This window comes from Moorella sp. E306M, assembly GCF_006538385.1.
Classification (GTDB): Bacteria; Bacillota; DSM-521; order Neomoorellales; family Neomoorellaceae; genus Neomoorella.
Genome location: NZ_BJKO01000001.1, coordinates 1,714,356 through 1,729,435, shown reverse-complemented (window position 1 = coordinate 1,729,435; position 15,080 = coordinate 1,714,356). Strand labels below are relative to the sequence as shown.

Below are 15,080 nucleotides of genomic sequence, written 5' to 3'. Positions count from 1 at the left end.
ACTCTTAAAGCTCCTCCTTTTCACACTAAGAATTAAAGTCAAATTTATCCTTTTCTTAGAATTAGAGGTACGTTTGGTAGTATTCATCCATACCTCCGGGATGGTCAATGACTAAATGAGCTTGCAGAGTTAGCAAATTTTTGTTGGAAAAGGGCAGGTGTATTTTTCGGTTAATTTTTACCTCTTCTTGAGGAGATACGTCTCCTAAATCTTGTTGCCAAATAACGGTATGCCTGGCATCAGTTACAACTACCCGCAACCTTCCTTTATAAAAAACACCGCCAGAAAGATTTATTATTAATTTCCCTTGTTGTAACCTGACGTCACCCCCTCTGGCTATATAACCCGCTGCTGTTACACTCGCAAATCCCCCACCCCCTTTAGCAACTCCCATTTCCAAAGGAAGAATCTGTATTTCCTCCGGCTTCAGCTTGCGGATGGGCCCCAATACTTCCGCTTCCAGGTGATAACCGGTTTCTTGCGAATAATCCTTGCCTGTCACTACACCGCGTCCCACCGTCCAGCATTCCACCGTGCAACCCCCGTCGGGATAGGCATCTTTCTCTCCCGGATAGTAGGGGTAACGCAGGCACCAGGTATAGCCTTCGGTACCATTGACAAAGGCCATCCAACCAGCCGGTGAATCGACGCCGATTTTACCAACATAGAACAGATAAGGTACTACTAAGAGGTCGTCTTCTCCTCGGCCCCATTGCGGGTTATCTTCTTCGCCAAAGATCACGCGATATCCTTTGGCGAACCTGCTCTCAGGGTTTAAAGGTATATAAAGGCGGCAATTAGTGTCATAGCCATTGTCACTTCTCAATCGTGTATCTAACTGGGTCACATTCCAGATACTCCAGGCGACCGGCCGGGAGCTGACATTCTTCATCCTTAACTCCAGCCACAGCTTGCTGCTTTCCTGCCGAATAGTAACCTTGCGAAAAATCTTAATCCCTGTTCGGGGATCCGGCGGGCTTTCCACTTCATAGCTTACTTTTTCCGGGCTGCATTCCAGCCATCGCCCCGTATATACCCCGGTATCAAGCACCGGGTCCGGCGGGCCGTGCCATTCTTCCCCGGTATCCCACCCCTGGGGTGCCGGCCAGGTTTTATCGCCGCCGTAATTCTTCCAGGCGGCAACGGAACCATCGCCGTAATTTTCTTCGGGCGTGAAAAGTTTGCCCTCTAACTCTTTATTAACGTAAAGGAAGGAATAACCACCAAGATCATAGGCCATAATTCTTCCGCCCAGGGCCGGGACCATCACCACCCGGATGAGGTCATTGCCGAACTCGACAGCGCCATCCCAGCCGCGGAAGTTTATTTCCCGCCACCAGCAGGGGCTCATGCCGGTTTACCTCCTTCTAGATACCCCTGGCTGCCGCGCCGGAAAACAGCACCGCAAGATTCCCTGATAACCAGGCTCGTCTTAAACTCGGTTACTGTGGGCTGCATCTCTTTATTCTCGATCTGTTGGATCAGGGACCAGGCGGCCATGGAGCCGATCTCGTACCGCGGCTGGTGGATGGTGGTCAGGGGCGGCGTTACCAGGGACGCCAGCTCAATATCGTCATAACCCACCACAGCCAGGTCCTGGGGTACCTTTAAGCCCAGTTCGCGCGCCGCATGGATGACACCATAGGCCATCAGGTCGTTGGCAGCAAAGATGGCAGTCGGCCGCTCAGGCAGGGATAATAGTTTTTTCGCCACCGGTATGGCCCCTTCGGTGGTAAAATCGCTGTAAACTACCAGGCTTTCGTCGTAGGGCACACCAGCTTCGACCAGGGCCTGGCGGTAGCCGGCCAGGCGTTCTTGCGACACCCGGGCATTCTTATGCCCCGCTACATGGGCAATGCGGCGGTGCCCCAGGCCCAGCAGGTGCCTGGTGGCGAGATAACCGCCACCCCGGTTGTCGATGGCAATGAAGTTCGCCTTCAGATTATCGATCCAGTACTCTACCAGAACTATTGGAAATCTTTCTTCCACCATCTCGCGCACATAGTCTTCATTGCCTACGGTATGGCCCATCATGAGTAGGCCGTCTACCCGGCCGCTGCGTAAGAAATTAACATAGTTGTGCTTGATTTGTGGGTCCCAGCGCATGCTGGCATACACGATGCCGTAGCCAAACTTATGGGCTACATCCTCCACTCCCTGGATGATGCGGGAGAAAAAGGGATCGGTGATGTCCGACAGGATAACGCCGATGGTGTCGGTTTTTTGCTTCACCAGGCTGCGGGCCAGGGCGCTGGGACGGTAGTTAAGCTCCCGGATGGCCTCCAGCACCCGGCGCCGGGTCTCTTCGTTGACGTCGTCTTTGCCGTTGAGAACCCTGGATACTGTAGTTCGTGATACTCCGGCTCTTTTAGCAACATCAGAGATATTTGCCAACTCTTTTTCACTCCGTCATCTTGGTCAAATCGTGCATTGTGCCCCGCAGGAGGGGATACAAGGACGTATACAGGGTATAAAGGCGGTCGTAGGTGCTAGCTTCTGACAGTACCGGTTCGGCCCGGCTGGTCACCTTGATGGTAGAGCTACAGGCAGCTTCCACGGAAGGGTAAATACCCGCCCCCACCCCGGCCAGCAAGGCGGCGCCAAAGGCCGGCCCATCGGTACTGTTCACCGTGGTCACCGGGTGCTTAAAGACGCTGGCGAGAATCTGCCGCCATAAAGGACTGCGGGCGCCGCCGCCGGAAACGCGGATTTCTTCCACCTTCACCCCGGCCTGCTGTAAAAGTTCCAGGGAATCGCGCAGGCCGAAGGCAACACCTTCCAGGACGGCCCGCACCAGGTGCCCCTTCCTGTGACGCATGGTGAGGCCGATAAATCCGCCCCGGGCTGCCGGGTCGGGATGAGGCGTCCTTTCTCCCAGCAGGTAGGGCAAGAACAGCAACCCTTCGGCACCCGGACCCGCGTCAACCGCCAGGGCCGTCAACAACTCATAGGGATCCGTGCCCGTTGCCGCAGCTTCCCTGACCTCTTCGCCGCCCAGCTGGTTGCGAAACCACTGTAATGAAGCCCCGGCAGCCAGCATCACGCCCATAAGGTGCCACTTGCCGGGAACGGCATGGCAAAAGGAGTGCAGGGTACTGCCCGGTTGGATACTCGGCTTAGCGGTCATGGCGAATACCACGCCGGAGGTTCCCAGGGCCGCCGATAGAAGCCCTTCTGCCACAATGCCTGTACCTACAGCCCCGACGGCCTGATCACCGCCGCCACCCACCACCGGCGTCCCGGCCGGGAGGCCGGTGGCGGCCGCGGCTTCCGGTGTGATCTGGCCGGTCACTTCCGGCGACTCGTATACCCGCGGCAGCCATTCCTGGGGGATGTCCAGAGCTTCCAGCATATCCTCCGACCAGCGGCGATGGGTCACATCCAGGAGTAACGTTCCGGAAGCGTCGGATACTTCGGTGGCCAGTTCTCCCGTGAGCCGGAAACGGATGTAGTCTTTAGGAAGTAACACATGGCGGATTTGATTATAAATTTCCGGTTCGTGCTTCTTCAGCCAGACCAGCTTTGGTGCCGTAAAGCCTGGCAGGGCGGGGTTCCCCGTCCACTGGTAGAGCTTTTCTTCCCCTATTTCCTCGTACATCCAGGTGCATTCCGCTCCGGTGCGCTGGTCGCACCAGAGGATGGCCGGCCGTAAAACCTGGTAGTTGGCGCCTAAAACTACGGCCCCGTGCATCTGGCCCGAAAGGCCAACGCCGGCAACCTCCCGGCCGTCAAGGCCGGTTTTAACCCAGATTTCCTGCACCGCCGCCACCACGGCCTGCCACCACTGTTCCGGGTTCTGCTCGGCCCAGCCCGGCCGGGGCTGGCTCAAAGGATACTCTACATAGGAGGAAGCCGCTACCCTGCCGCCTTCCTCCACCAGTACGGCTTTGGTACCTGACGTACCGATATCGATCCCGAGTAAATACGGCATAATCTTTTCCCTTCCTGCCAGGACTTGTTACAACCCATTTCGACGAACCTTATCCGGGGACTGATGGATTTGGGCAACGTTCAGAGCCCCTGGAGATGGAACTATGGCGTCGGTAAGGCTAAAGGGCTCAAAATATCTGCCTTCCTGGCCCGGGCCCGGATGAGGATAGCCTCCAGGTAGCCGGCATAGCGTTCCGGATCCTGCAGACAGGTAACTACCCGTTCATGATCCAGGCTGTTGATGCGGTCATTCATGGCCCGTAAGGCATCTATGCAGTTCAGCAGCGCCCTTTCTACGGGCATCCGCTCCGGGTTAATATCCAGGCCAAACCACCCCTGGTAGCCGTGCATCTTGAGGACGTAGAGGGCGGCCTCGGCCTGTTCCGGTGCTACGACGCCGACATTCAAATCCTGGTCGTAGTTACCCAGGGGCTGGCTGTTCCAGTGGGTATGCACCAGCCGGCCGTACTCCAGGGGCAGGCTCAACGCATAAGGCAAATCTTCATAACCCATGAGGACATGACCGATCTCGGGGTTGAGCCCGACCAATGTATAGCCCTGCTCCAGGAGTTGTTTATTTTCCTGGTTTTGCAGCAGCCCCTCCACCTTCTCGGCCAGCAAAACCCCCTCCGCGGTGGTGCCGTAGATTATTCTCCCCCGGGGCTCATACGGTTTGGGCTCAATGGCTACCCGTACCCCGGGCACAGCATCCATGGCTTCTGCCAGTCCGGTAGCGAAACGATGGCGCATTTCTATGAAATCGATACCAAAGGGGTTTTCATAGCCATCTATTCCAGGCCAGACAACCATGAACTCTGTGCCCAGCTCTTTATTTATTTCTAGCGTTTCTTTAACGCGCTGGATGGCTGCCTGCCGGGCCGCCGGCAGGGGTGAAGATAAAGACCCGTGGCGGAACTGTTCTTCATAGAAAAGATTGGGCACTACCGTTACTACCCGCATCCCGGTATCCCGGCAGAAATCCCGGTAAAGGGTCAGGTTGTGTTCATTGATCTCGTTGGGATAATGGGCCTCGATACCTTCCAGGCCATATTGTTGCAGCGCCGCGTATTTCTCCAGGCGTTCCTCAATGGTCAGCTCCCTGCCATAGCGGGTATGAAAGCGGCTGTTGCTGCCGGAAAAGAACCATATGCCGGCCGAAAAGCGCAGTTTTAGCTCAAAATTTTGCAAGTGCCGGATTAACTCCGCCGGTGAACGGCGGGTGGTTTGATAACGCAGATCCTGCATTTTCTCCCTCTTTTCCGCCCGGGTCGATTTAGTTTGCCGAAAACGGTTTCCGGGCTTAATTGCTTTGATACATAAAGTTATGTTTAGCGCCAGGTGGTACATTTTCCGAAATCGGTTCCGGTTTGCTGATGTATTTCGCCATTAAAATTTAGATTCCTGCTATTCCTTAACACTTTTTTAAAAAATTTTTCGGGAGATAGCGTTCCATCATCCTCCGGACGTATGTCGGATTTTCCGATCTTCAAAATGTTGCCAATCACATTTCAGAAGGTACAGTAATCAGCAGATCCGTGGTAGAGGACTTCCAGCCATAAGATCTAAGAGTTTAGTACCTCCAAGGGATGTGGAGAGATAAACGTTCCCCTTGCCAGGTTTGACTTCGCCTATAATCCTGGCATCCCTTCCCAATTCATGCCCTTGCATTACCGCTACAGCTTTTCCTGCTTCCTCCGGGCTGACAATACTCATAAATTTCCCCTCGTTTGCAAGATAAAGGGGATCCAGTCCCAGCATCTCAGCAACACCCTTTACTCCGGCATCTACCGGGATACAATCTTCATCCAGCCAGATATCTAAACCGCAGGCTGACGCAATTTCTTTGGCTGCAGTCGCCAGGCCACCCCGGGTAAGATCCCGCATTATCTTGATCCCCCGGATTTCCTTTAAAAGCAGGCTAGTTATGCCGTTGAGCGGGGCACAATCGCTCATGACCTGTCCTGCAAAATCAAAGCCATACCGTTTGCAGAGTACCGCAATACCGTGTTGCCCGAGGTTACCATTGACTAAAACTTTATCACCGGGTTTAATCCGGTGGTAACCCAAATCTACTCCTGGAAAAATATAAGCGATACCGGTGGTGTTAATAAAAATTTTATCTAAATGTCCTTTTTCAACCACCTTGGTATCCCCGGTGACAATTTCTACGCCCGCCACCCCGCAGGCCCCGGCCATAGATTGAACAATTCTTTCTAAATCGGCAAGGGGCAGTCCTTCTTCTAAAATAAAAGAAGCCGTGAGATAGATGGGCCGGGCGCCGCTGACCGCCAGATCATTTACCGTGCCGCAAACCGCCAGTTTTCCCACATCTCCCCCGGGGAAGAAAGGCGGATCAACCACAAAGGAATCAGTAGTAATGGCCATTCTCCCTTGATTTACGGAAAAAACCGCTGCATCACTGAGCTTTTTCAAGATATTGCTTCCAAAATAGCGAAGAAAAAGGGTATTGATGAGTTCATGGGTAAGGGCACCCCCGTCACCGTGAGCCAGCAAAACAATATCACTGCCATTCTCTTTCATCCTAAATGCCACCTCCAACTGTAGATAAACGTTCATATCGATAGTAAGCCGCGCAGGCCCCTTCACTTGAAACCATACAGGGGCCTACAGGATGAACAGGTGTACATACATTACTAAATAGCCGGCATTCCAGGGGTAAAAGTTTTCCCCGTAAAATCTCTTTACAGGCACAGCCTGGCGGGTAAAGAGGTGATAGCGGGGCCGGTTCTATATTTAGTTTAAATCGCGTATCGAAATCGCGAAAAGTTTCCCGTAGTGAAAGTCCGCTTTCAGGAATAACTCCAAGGCCGCGCCAGGGGACATCGACCTCCTCAAAACACTCCGCTATGCGCTCGCGGGCATCCAGGTTACCTTCTTCCCGCACTACCCTCGTGTACTTGTTCGCTACCCGTGCCTCGCCCCGGAGCAATTGAAGCAAAAGCTCGTGAAGGGCAATCAGAATATCCATGGGTTCAAACCCGCTGATTACCGATGGCAGGCCATACTCTTTAACGATGAAGTCAAACGCCCGCCTGCCAGTAACGGCGCTAACATGCCCCGGCAAGATAAGCCCGTCAAGTTTTAATTCGGGGTCACTGAGAACGGCGCGGAGGGCCGGGGGGATGAGTTTATGGGCCGAAAATATACTGAAGTTTTTCACCCCTTTAGCCCGGGCTCTCGCAAGGCTTGCAGCGACTGCCGGGGCAGTTGTTTCGAAACCAATTCCCAGGAACACGACCTCTCTTCCCGGGTTGGCTTCAGCAAAGGCCACTGCGTCCAAGGGCGAGTAAAAAATGCGCACGTCGGCACCGCCGGCGCGTTCCCTCTCCAGGGAAGACTGGCTGCCGGGAACGCGTAACATATCCCCGAAGGTTCCCACCGTAACCCCGGGCAAGCGGGCCAGATTGACCATCATATCGATTTCCTGGTGATCGGTTACACAAACAGGACACCCGGGGCCGCTTCGCAATTCTACGCGACCTGCCAGCAAGCTCCGCAATCCCAGCCGGGAAATAGCCACTGTGTGTGTACCGCATACTTCTATAAAAACTGCCGGCCGCCCAAGGCGTTCCGCAACCTCATCTGCCAGGGCGGCAACCCGGCCCATGAGTTTCCTGCTTAATTCCGTATCACAAAACCTGTCCAGAGGTGACATCGTTTAATTGTTCCTCCCACATTTTTACCATCTGTTCTGCTTCTTTTAAATCAATCTTTTCAATGGCAAATCCGGCATGAACCAGCACATAATCGCCAACCTTTACCTGCCCCAGTAAAGCTATGGATATCTCCCTGCGGGCGCCGTGAACATCAATTATCGCGGTTTCATCAGCCGCAGTTACCTTAATTACTTTACCCACAATACCTAAACACATTGTTGCCACCTCCGGCAAGCGATTACTGCCTGGCCCAGGGAGAGCCCCCCATCATTGGCCGGTACCTGCCGGTGGACCAGCAGGCGATAACCGTCGCCAGGCAAGACTTCTTTAGCAAGGCTGAAAAGATAGCGGTTTTGCCAGGCACCACCGCTAAGGGCTACAGTCTTTATATGTGTTCTTTCAGCAACCATTCGTACCGCCTCGCGTACCATCGCCAGGACCGTATTGTGGAAACGGGTGGCAATAATCTCCCTGGCAACTCCCCGTTCCAGGTCGGCCGCCACGCCGGCTATGACCCCGCCCGGATGGATAACTTTCCCCTCGATAAAAAATGGATAGGGTATTAATCTTTTGCCCTCCGCCGGGTCAAGGACCATTTCTCCCAGCTCGATTGCCGCCTGTCCTTCGTAACTATTATGGCAGCAGAGGCCGAGGAGGGCCGAAACGGCGTCAAAAAGACGACCGCAGCTCGAGCTTAGCGGTGAATTAAAGCCTGTGGCGACGAGGCGTTTGATAACCTCAAGCTCCTGCCCCCTGCTTTGAAAAAGGCGGTCGGCAAGCGACTCGCCTTGCGCCGAAAGGTATTTCATTAAATAGGCTACTGCTGTCCGCCATGGATAACGCACTGCCTGCTCGCCACCGGGCAACGGTACATAGGCCAGGTGATACTCCCTGGTAAAATCGGCACAATCCCCGGTGAGGATCTCAAAACCCCAGAGACGCCCGTCGGTTCCGTATCCGGTTCCATCAAGGATTACCCCGATTGCTTCCTCATCCACGCCATTGTCGGCCAGGCAAGAAACCATATGGGCGTGATGGTGTTGAACGGCAAAGTGCGCCTTGGCCGGAATTCCTGCCGCCAGGCGGGAGGAACGATAGCCGGGATGCATGTCGTAACCGACCACTTCAGGTTCGGAGCCGATGAGGTTTTTTAAATTCTCCAGGCTGGAGAAAAAGTGTGCTTCACCTTCCCTGCTGCCCAGGTCGCCGATGTGCTGGCTGACAAAGGCCTGATTGCCTTTTAACAGGCAAAAGGTGTTTTTCATGTCCCCGCCGGCGCCCAGCACAGGGGAACTGGATTTAACCGCAACCTTAACGGGCGAGGGGACATATCCCCGCGAGCGTCGCCAGATCTGAACCATATCACCTGTCACCGCTACAACGGAATCGTCGCAGCGGTTGACAATCTCGCGATTGTGCCAGAGAAAATAGTCGGCTATACCGCCCAGTTCCTCCAGGGCTCTACCGTTGTCTTTTGCCAGGGGCAAACCGTTGCGATTACCGCTGGTCATGACTAAAATTTCCAGGGGGCCGTTTAAAAGCATCAGGTGCAGCGGTGTATAAGGTAACATTATACCCAGGGTCATCATCCCCGGGGCCAGCTCATCCGGCAAATTACAACCGGCCAGTTTGGTAAGAATAACAATAGGTGCTTGAGGAGAAGACAGCAATTTTTCCTCCTCCGGGCTAACGTAACAGTACTTCCTGGCCGTTTCCAGGAGGCACATTACCGCCAGGGGTTTGGCTTCACGGCCCTTGCGCCGGCGGAGGGTCTTTAAGGCTGCCCTATTCTTGGCATCGCATACCAGGTGAAAGCCTCCCAGCCCTTTTACGGCTAATATCTTGCCGTCTTGCAAGAATCTCCAGCTCAGCTCCAACCAGTTGCCTTCCACCTTTCGCCCCTGCCTGTCCACCAGCTCTACCTGAGGCCCGCAGGCCGGGCAGGCGGCCGGCTGGGCGTGGAATCTCCTGTTGCCCGGATCGTAGTATTCCCGGGCGCATTCCGGACACATCGGAAACCGGGCCATGGAGGTCTTCGCGCGGTCATACGGTACGCCCCGTACAATGGTAAATCGCGGTCCACAATTGGTACAGTTGGTAAAGGGGTAGCCGTAATGCCTATCCCGGGGATCCGTTATTTCCCGGGCACAATCAGAACACAGGGCTACATCAGGGGGAATCAGGGCTTCCTTTCCGGCTCCTTCTCCACTTGGGATAATAGTAAAAGAACTATAACCGCACGGTTCCAGGACGTCCCATTCTAAAGCAGTTATCCGCGATAATGGAGGATGATTTGCCTTTAAACAGGACAGAAAAGCGTGTACTGTCTCCTCCTGACCTTCGGCTTCAATGAGCACGCCCTGACTGGTATTGGAAACCGTGCCCTTCAGGCGATGCAGGCTTGCCAGGTTATAAACAAAGGGGCGAAACCCCACACCCTGGACGATCCCTTTGACGATTATCCGATAGCGAACAATCCCCTTTTTCTTTGCATTGCATCTTTGAGCCATGAACACCATGCCTCCAGGCCCTCACCGGTTTGAGCTGAGGTTACAAAAATCTTCACAGCAGGATTGGCTGCCTTAATCTCTTCTTCGACTGCCTTCAAATCAAAGTTAGTGTGCGGTAAGAGGTCTGCCTTTGTAACTACTATTGCCCGGGCTTCGCGAAATACCAAAGGGTACTTGGCAGGCTTATCGCTGCCTTCAGTGACGCTCAACAGGGCCACCTTATAATCCTCACCCAGGTCAAATTCGGCCGGACATACCAGGTTGCCCACATTTTCGATAAATATAAGTTCCAGGTTGGAAAGGTCGAGCCCTTCTAGCGCACTGGAGAGCATACTGGCATCCAGGTGACAAGCTCCTTCGGTATTGATCTGGACAACTTCTACCCCTTGACCGGCAATACGCTCGGCATCTAGGGTGGTGTATATATCACCTTCAATCACCCCGACGGTAAATTCCCTTTTTAATGAGGCTATTGTCCTTTCCAAGAGTGCAGTTTTACCCGCACCAGGAGAACCTATCAGATTGACAGTTAGTATTTGGGATAGGCGCTTTCGGTTTTGCTCGGCTATATCTTGATTAGCCTGGAGAATCTTTTGAGCCATTATTACTTTCATTGATATTCCCTCCGTCTGTTTTTAAAGGGTTCCTCCTGGAATTTTCATTCGCCTTCATAAAAATCAATATAAAGCTCCCTTCCTTGATCTATGGCAACCCTCCGCGACCCGCAGGAAGGGCACATAATACACCAGTTATCCAGAACTACTTCAGCCTGGCAATCCTGGCAGTGTCCCCGCCCGGGCCTTTCCTCTATTTCTAATTGGGCCCCCTCAAACAACGGACCTTCTTTAAGCGCGTAAAAAGAAAACTCCAGGGCAGACGGTAAAACCGAGGTCATTGCCCCTATCACCAGCTTAACTTTCCGGATGCGCTTTATACCTTTCTCCCGGGCACTGCGTTCTAATAGCTTTAATAACTCAGCCGTCAGGGCCAGTTCATGCATCCTATTCCTCTCCCTGCTCAATCGAGGTGCGGAAAATCGAGCTCCCCCGTTTGCAGCTTTTGGTACACAGTCTCAACGGCTTGTTTTACTTCAGGCGAAATCGGCAGACCGAAGGCGACTACCGCCGGCTGGATACCGACAAAATAGACTTCCGGCACCAGTTCTTTCAAAGCCGAGATGAAAAATGACAGGGGTAACCGGTGGGTGGTCAGAAAAAACTCCCAGGCAATATCCTTCTCAGATATGAGGCGTATGCTCCCGGCCTGCAGGTTCATATCGCAGGCATCCACTACCACCACCGCTGCCGGTTGGAGATCGCGCACTCGATGCAGGTAATTCTCCGGCGCCGGCCCGCCGTTGATTACCTCCCACCCGGGGACGCGTTTTTCTTCCAGGAGCCGGGCCAGCAACGGCCCGGCTCCATCATCGCCCATCAGTTCGTTGCCTACAGTAATCACCAGCCCCTTCACTTAGTCAGCCTCACCACCAGATATATAGCTGGTTCTTTTCCTATAGATTGGAGATGCTGGAGCAGGCAGCCGGCCCATTGCTTCTCTTCGGGGAGGAAACTGGAAGCAGCACCGGCCAGTGCCGCTACTAATGGTGAAACATGCTCTTTATTTATCTCCACCTCTCCCCACCTGGCCAGGCCCTCCAGCTTGCTCCTGGCTTTACCCCGGGGCAGCTTGCTAATCCATTGAAAATAGTCCTCCTCGTCGATAACCATGACGGGCGACAAACAATCAACCACCCCTATATGGTGACCGATGGCCAGAGCGTAATACTCCAGTTGCTTAACCCGGGGCGGGGCGTCTTTTTCGTCTTTTTCGTCCACAAACCTCTTGCATAACTTGTAGAATCTTACCTTACCCGGCATTATGGCCTACCCTCTCCATCTTCTCCATATAAATTTTGTGCAAGCTCAAAAAAACTTCGGCCAGTCGCGGGTCTTTTTCCTGCTTGATCAGCTCTTTAATCTTCCGGTCGACCGCCGGCGGGTCTCCTTCCCTGACGAACTGGAGATATTGGGCGGCTATGCGCCGGCCATGCAGGTAACCGCTCAAACGGCGGGCCTCCTGCTCAATCTCTTTGGCCAGTTCGGGGCAAACTCCATCATATTGCGGAACGACCCGGGTAACCTCCGTTTCTGCAAACTGCTCTCCTTTTATCTTTTGTTGGAGTAAATCCAGGGCCATAGCCAGGCCGTACAACGTCGCTGCCGGAGTTGGAGGGCAGCCGGGAATATATACGTCTACAGGGAAAATGCTGTCAGCCCCTCCCCACACACTGTAACAATCGTGAAAGATACCGCCGCTACAGCCACACGCGCCGTAGGCTACCACGATTTTGGGATCGGGGGCCGCCTGATACGCCCGTATGGCCGGCAGCCGCATGGCCCTGGTCATGGGGCCGGTGTAGAGAAGAACATCGGCATGCCGGGGAGAGGCCACCACCTTCATCCCCAGCCTCTCCGGGTCGTAAACAGGAGAGATGGCGGCAAAAATTTCAATCTCACATCCATTACACCCCCCGCAGTCCACCCGGTAAATATAGACAGATCGTTTGATAATTTTCTTTAGCCTTGCCTTCAGCTCCGCCAGTTTTACTTCCTGGTCCATCTTACTGCCTCCCTCCCGGCATCCTGCCCGGGCGCCCGAGGGCTCCGGTTGCGCTCGCCGTCTGCCGGCGCCGGCACTCCGGGCATACCTTCAGGAGCTTTTTCCAGCCTTCATGGCCGCCCTCCAGCAATCCTGCCTGCTTGAGGCTAACCAGCACGTATTCCAGTTCACGACAGGGTGCAAAGTATGCGCCACAGGAGATGCACTTACAAAGCTTGAGCTCAGCCCGGCAGTACAGGTCCTCCTTGCTGGCGGCGGCCAATTCAAACTCTGCCGAAAGAACGATGGCGCCTGTAGGGCAAACTTCCTCGCAGCGGCCGCAGAAAATGCAGCGGCCGTAGTTTATATTCCAGGACTTAACCCCCCGCTCTAAATCCCAGTCCATGGTAATGGCATTGGGCGGGCAAGCAGTAGCACAGGCGCCGCAAGCTATACACCGGCTAAAGTCGTAAACCGGTTTGCCGCGAAACCCTGGTGCCACCTCAACCGGTTTAAAGGGATACTCAACAGTAGCCTCCCCGACCTTTAGTGCTTTTCTTAGCAATTTTAGCATCCTGGGAATCCCCCTTCCTTTTGCTCGCTTATAGCCGGGTTAGGATTTTAGCGGCGAGTTTTTTCTTTCCTGGCAGTACCGTTCCAGCTCCTTGTATTCGATCGTCTTCGCCTTCTTTTTACGCACATCGACCACGGTAACCCTTTCAGCGCAGGAATAGCAGGGGTCGATGCTGGCCACGATGAGAGGGGCATCGGACACCGTATTACCCCGAAACATATACCTGAGGGACGGCCAGTTATTATAGGTAGAAGCTCGCGCCCTCCACCGGTACACCTGCTGATTGTTTCCTGTCATTACCCAGTGGACATTTTCTCCCCTGGGGGCTTCAGTATATCCGAGCGCGAAGGTGTACGGTTTATAAGCAAACCCTTCCACGAGGACCGGCCCGGGAGGCATTTCGGCCAGGCACCTCTCAATGATTTTTAAGGACTCATAAAGCTCTGCCGCCCGCACCAGTTCCCTGGAAAGAACGTCGCATCCATCCCTGGAAATAACATCCCAGGGAACCCGATCGTAGGCACCGTAGGGATGGTCAGCCCGCGTATCCCGGGCATACCCGGAACCCCGCATATTAGGCCCCACCGGGCTGAAGTCCCGGGCAACCCCAGGGTCCAGGCGTCCTACCCCCCGGGTTCGTGAGATAAAGTTGGTGGTATTCAGCAGCAAGTCAAGGAGTTCATCCAGTTCGACCCGGATCTCTGCGATTAGTCGCAAAACCTGGTTCCTTTCTTCTTTTAAAATATCCCGGCGCACGCCGCCAATAAGGTTCATGCCGTAGGTTTTACGGCCACCGGTAAGAATTTCGGCCATCTGCATGGCCTTCTCCCTTAGCCGGAAGAAATGCATAAAACCCGCATCGAAACCCACCAGGTGGGCCGCCAGCCCCAGATTCAGGAGGTGGCTGTGCATCCTCTCCACCTCCAGCAGGATGGTGCGGATATACTGGGCCCGCGGCGGTACCTCAATCCCATTGGCAGTTTCCACCGCCGACGCGTACGCCACGCTATGGGTGTAACCGCAGATGCCGCAGATCCGCTCGGCCAGGAAAGTAACCTGGTCGTAGTCCATGCGGTTCTCGGCCAGTTTCTCGATCCCCCGGTGCACGTAGAAAAGGCGGTAGTCGGCGTCCACTATATACTCGCCGTCGACATAGAGCCGGAAGTGCCCTGGCTCGTCGGAAGTAATGTGCAGCGGCCCCAGGGGTACCTCGACAATACCCTCCCCTTCTACTTCGATAAACTTGTAGTTTTCTTCCTCTGCCACCGGGTCGGGGCGGAAGCGGTAATCCATGGCGTCCTTCCGCAGTGGATACAGGTTGTCCGGCCAGTCATCGGGCAATACCAGCCTCCGCGCATCCGGGAGGCCCACCGGCTCCAGGCCGAACATATCCCGCACCTCCCGCTCGTACCATACGGCGGCCGGCACCCGCGGGGTCACCGAAGGAAACTCCGGTTTATGGGAAGGAACCAGGGCCTTCACCGTCAACCAGAAGTTTTTATCGGAATCCCTCTCTTTTTCGATGGATAAAACGTAGTACACCGCAAAGTGGCCGTTCAAGCCGCGCTCATCATTGCCGACAACACTGGAGAGCCACCCTCCCTGCCGGTAATATGCCTCTTCCACAATTTCCGGGAGGGAGCTAAGTTCGACCGTCAGGGTTACCTGGTCCGGTGTTTGCCAGGCCTCGGCAAGAATTGCCGCCCCGAACTTAGACCGCAAGGCCTCCACGGATTTTTTCCCGTCCTGTCCGGGTTTCATTTCATTTTGCATGCTACTGGCAGCCTCCTT

General features: G+C 54.4%; 15 protein-coding genes. All 15 read right to left on the bottom strand.

Annotated features, from left to right (window positions below; all coding sequences use genetic code 11):
* Positions 1-61: 61 nt before the first annotated feature.
* The 15 genes from FLZ89_RS09055 to FLZ89_RS08985 all read right to left on the bottom strand — a co-directional run bounded on the left by FLZ89_RS09055 (position 62) and on the right by FLZ89_RS08985 (position 15,062).
* On the bottom strand, positions 62-1,351 hold the full coding sequence (locus FLZ89_RS09055) for a DUF4380 domain-containing protein (RefSeq protein ID WP_141304826.1): 1,290 nt from the start codon (positions 1,349-1,351) through the stop codon (positions 62-64).
* Positions 1,348-2,394, bottom strand: coding sequence for a LacI family DNA-binding transcriptional regulator (locus tag FLZ89_RS09050; protein ID WP_141304825.1), 1,047 nt, complete (start codon positions 2,392-2,394; stop codon positions 1,348-1,350). The genes FLZ89_RS09055 and FLZ89_RS09050 overlap by 4 nt, the downstream gene beginning before the upstream one ends.
* 7 nt (positions 2,395-2,401) lie before the next feature.
* On the bottom strand, positions 2,402-3,931 hold the full coding sequence (xylB, locus tag FLZ89_RS09045; RefSeq protein WP_141304824.1) for a xylulokinase: 1,530 nt from the start codon (positions 3,929-3,931) through the stop codon (positions 2,402-2,404).
* Between the two features lie 101 nt (positions 3,932-4,032).
* Entirely contained in the window at positions 4,033-5,175 is a 1,143-nt protein-coding gene (locus FLZ89_RS09040) for a TIM barrel protein (protein ID WP_141304823.1), read from the bottom strand.
* Positions 5,176-5,454: 279 nt separating this feature from the next.
* Positions 5,455-6,471 (bottom strand): hydrogenase expression/formation protein HypE, encoded by a 1,017-nt coding sequence (gene hypE / locus FLZ89_RS09035; RefSeq protein WP_141304822.1) that lies wholly within the window; start codon positions 6,469-6,471, stop codon positions 5,455-5,457.
* 1 nt (position 6,472) lies between these two features.
* A complete protein-coding gene (gene hypD, locus FLZ89_RS09030) occupies positions 6,473-7,606 on the bottom strand; it encodes a hydrogenase formation protein HypD (RefSeq protein WP_054936697.1) in 1,134 nt (377 codons plus the stop codon).
* Positions 7,581-7,823 (bottom strand): HypC/HybG/HupF family hydrogenase formation chaperone, encoded by a 243-nt coding sequence (locus FLZ89_RS09025; protein WP_054936698.1) that lies wholly within the window; start codon positions 7,821-7,823, stop codon positions 7,581-7,583. Before FLZ89_RS09025 ends, hypD begins: the two co-directional genes overlap by 26 nt.
* Positions 7,814-10,117 (bottom strand): carbamoyltransferase HypF, encoded by a 2,304-nt coding sequence (gene hypF / locus FLZ89_RS09020; RefSeq protein WP_054936699.1) that lies wholly within the window; start codon positions 10,115-10,117, stop codon positions 7,814-7,816. Before hypF ends, FLZ89_RS09025 begins: the two co-directional genes overlap by 10 nt.
* Positions 10,066-10,731: a hydrogenase nickel incorporation protein HypB gene (gene hypB, locus FLZ89_RS09015; protein ID WP_054936700.1), complete on the bottom strand. Its 666-nt coding sequence runs from the start codon at positions 10,729-10,731 to the stop codon at positions 10,066-10,068. The genes hypF and hypB overlap by 52 nt, the downstream gene beginning before the upstream one ends.
* A 44-nt stretch (positions 10,732-10,775) precedes the next feature.
* On the bottom strand, positions 10,776-11,117 hold the full coding sequence (hypA, locus tag FLZ89_RS09010; RefSeq protein ID WP_141304821.1) for a hydrogenase maturation nickel metallochaperone HypA: 342 nt from the start codon (positions 11,115-11,117) through the stop codon (positions 10,776-10,778).
* Positions 11,118-11,134: 17 nt separating this feature from the next.
* The gene (gene hycI, locus FLZ89_RS09005) at positions 11,135-11,587 is read right to left on the bottom strand and encodes a hydrogenase maturation peptidase HycI (protein ID WP_141304820.1); all 453 of its coding nucleotides are present in this window, start codon (positions 11,585-11,587) and stop codon (positions 11,135-11,137) included.
* Entirely contained in the window at positions 11,584-11,952 is a 369-nt protein-coding gene (hycH, locus tag FLZ89_RS09000) for a formate hydrogenlyase maturation protein HycH (protein ID WP_253256441.1), read from the bottom strand. The genes hycI and hycH overlap by 4 nt, the downstream gene beginning before the upstream one ends.
* Positions 11,953-11,983: 31 nt before the next feature.
* A complete protein-coding gene (locus FLZ89_RS08995; RefSeq protein WP_141304819.1) occupies positions 11,984-12,736 on the bottom strand; it encodes an NADH-quinone oxidoreductase subunit B family protein in 753 nt (250 codons plus the stop codon).
* 1 nt (position 12,737) lies between these two features.
* Positions 12,738-13,289: a formate hydrogenlyase complex iron-sulfur subunit gene (locus FLZ89_RS08990; protein ID WP_141304818.1), complete on the bottom strand. Its 552-nt coding sequence runs from the start codon at positions 13,287-13,289 to the stop codon at positions 12,738-12,740.
* Between the two features lie 39 nt (positions 13,290-13,328).
* Positions 13,329-15,062 (bottom strand): NADH-quinone oxidoreductase subunit C, encoded by a 1,734-nt coding sequence (locus FLZ89_RS08985; RefSeq protein ID WP_141304817.1) that lies wholly within the window; start codon positions 15,060-15,062, stop codon positions 13,329-13,331.
* Between the last annotated feature and the right edge of the window lie 18 nt (positions 15,063-15,080).

What these genes read in the sequence shown, in the direction of transcription:
- FLZ89_RS09025 (WP_054936698.1), bottom strand. Translation starts at nt 7,823, where the DNA reads ATGTGTTTAGGTATTGTGGGTAAAGTAATTAAGGTAACTGCGGCTGAT.
- FLZ89_RS08990 (WP_141304818.1), bottom strand. Translation starts at nt 13,289, where the DNA reads ATGCTAAAATTGCTAAGAAAAGCACTAAAGGTCGGGGAGGCTACTGTT.
- hypD (WP_054936697.1), bottom strand. Translation starts at nt 7,606, where the DNA reads ATGTCACCTCTGGACAGGTTTTGTGATACGGAATTAAGCAGGAAACTC.
- FLZ89_RS09040 (WP_141304823.1), bottom strand. Translation starts at nt 5,175, where the DNA reads ATGCAGGATCTGCGTTATCAAACCACCCGCCGTTCACCGGCGGAGTTA.
- hypA (WP_141304821.1), bottom strand. Translation starts at nt 11,117, where the DNA reads ATGCATGAACTGGCCCTGACGGCTGAGTTATTAAAGCTATTAGAACGC.
- hypF (WP_054936699.1), bottom strand. Translation starts at nt 10,117, where the DNA reads ATGGCTCAAAGATGCAATGCAAAGAAAAAGGGGATTGTTCGCTATCGG.
- xylB (WP_141304824.1), bottom strand. Translation starts at nt 3,931, where the DNA reads ATGCCGTATTTACTCGGGATCGATATCGGTACGTCAGGTACCAAAGCC.
- FLZ89_RS08995 (WP_141304819.1), bottom strand. Translation starts at nt 12,736, where the DNA reads ATGGACCAGGAAGTAAAACTGGCGGAGCTGAAGGCAAGGCTAAAGAAA.
- hypB (WP_054936700.1), bottom strand. Translation starts at nt 10,731, where the DNA reads ATGAAAGTAATAATGGCTCAAAAGATTCTCCAGGCTAATCAAGATATA.
- hypE (WP_141304822.1), bottom strand. Translation starts at nt 6,471, where the DNA reads ATGAAAGAGAATGGCAGTGATATTGTTTTGCTGGCTCACGGTGACGGG.
- FLZ89_RS09055 (WP_141304826.1), bottom strand. Translation starts at nt 1,351, where the DNA reads ATGAGCCCCTGCTGGTGGCGGGAAATAAACTTCCGCGGCTGGGATGGC.
- FLZ89_RS08985 (WP_141304817.1), bottom strand. Translation starts at nt 15,062, where the DNA reads ATGCAAAATGAAATGAAACCCGGACAGGACGGGAAAAAATCCGTGGAG.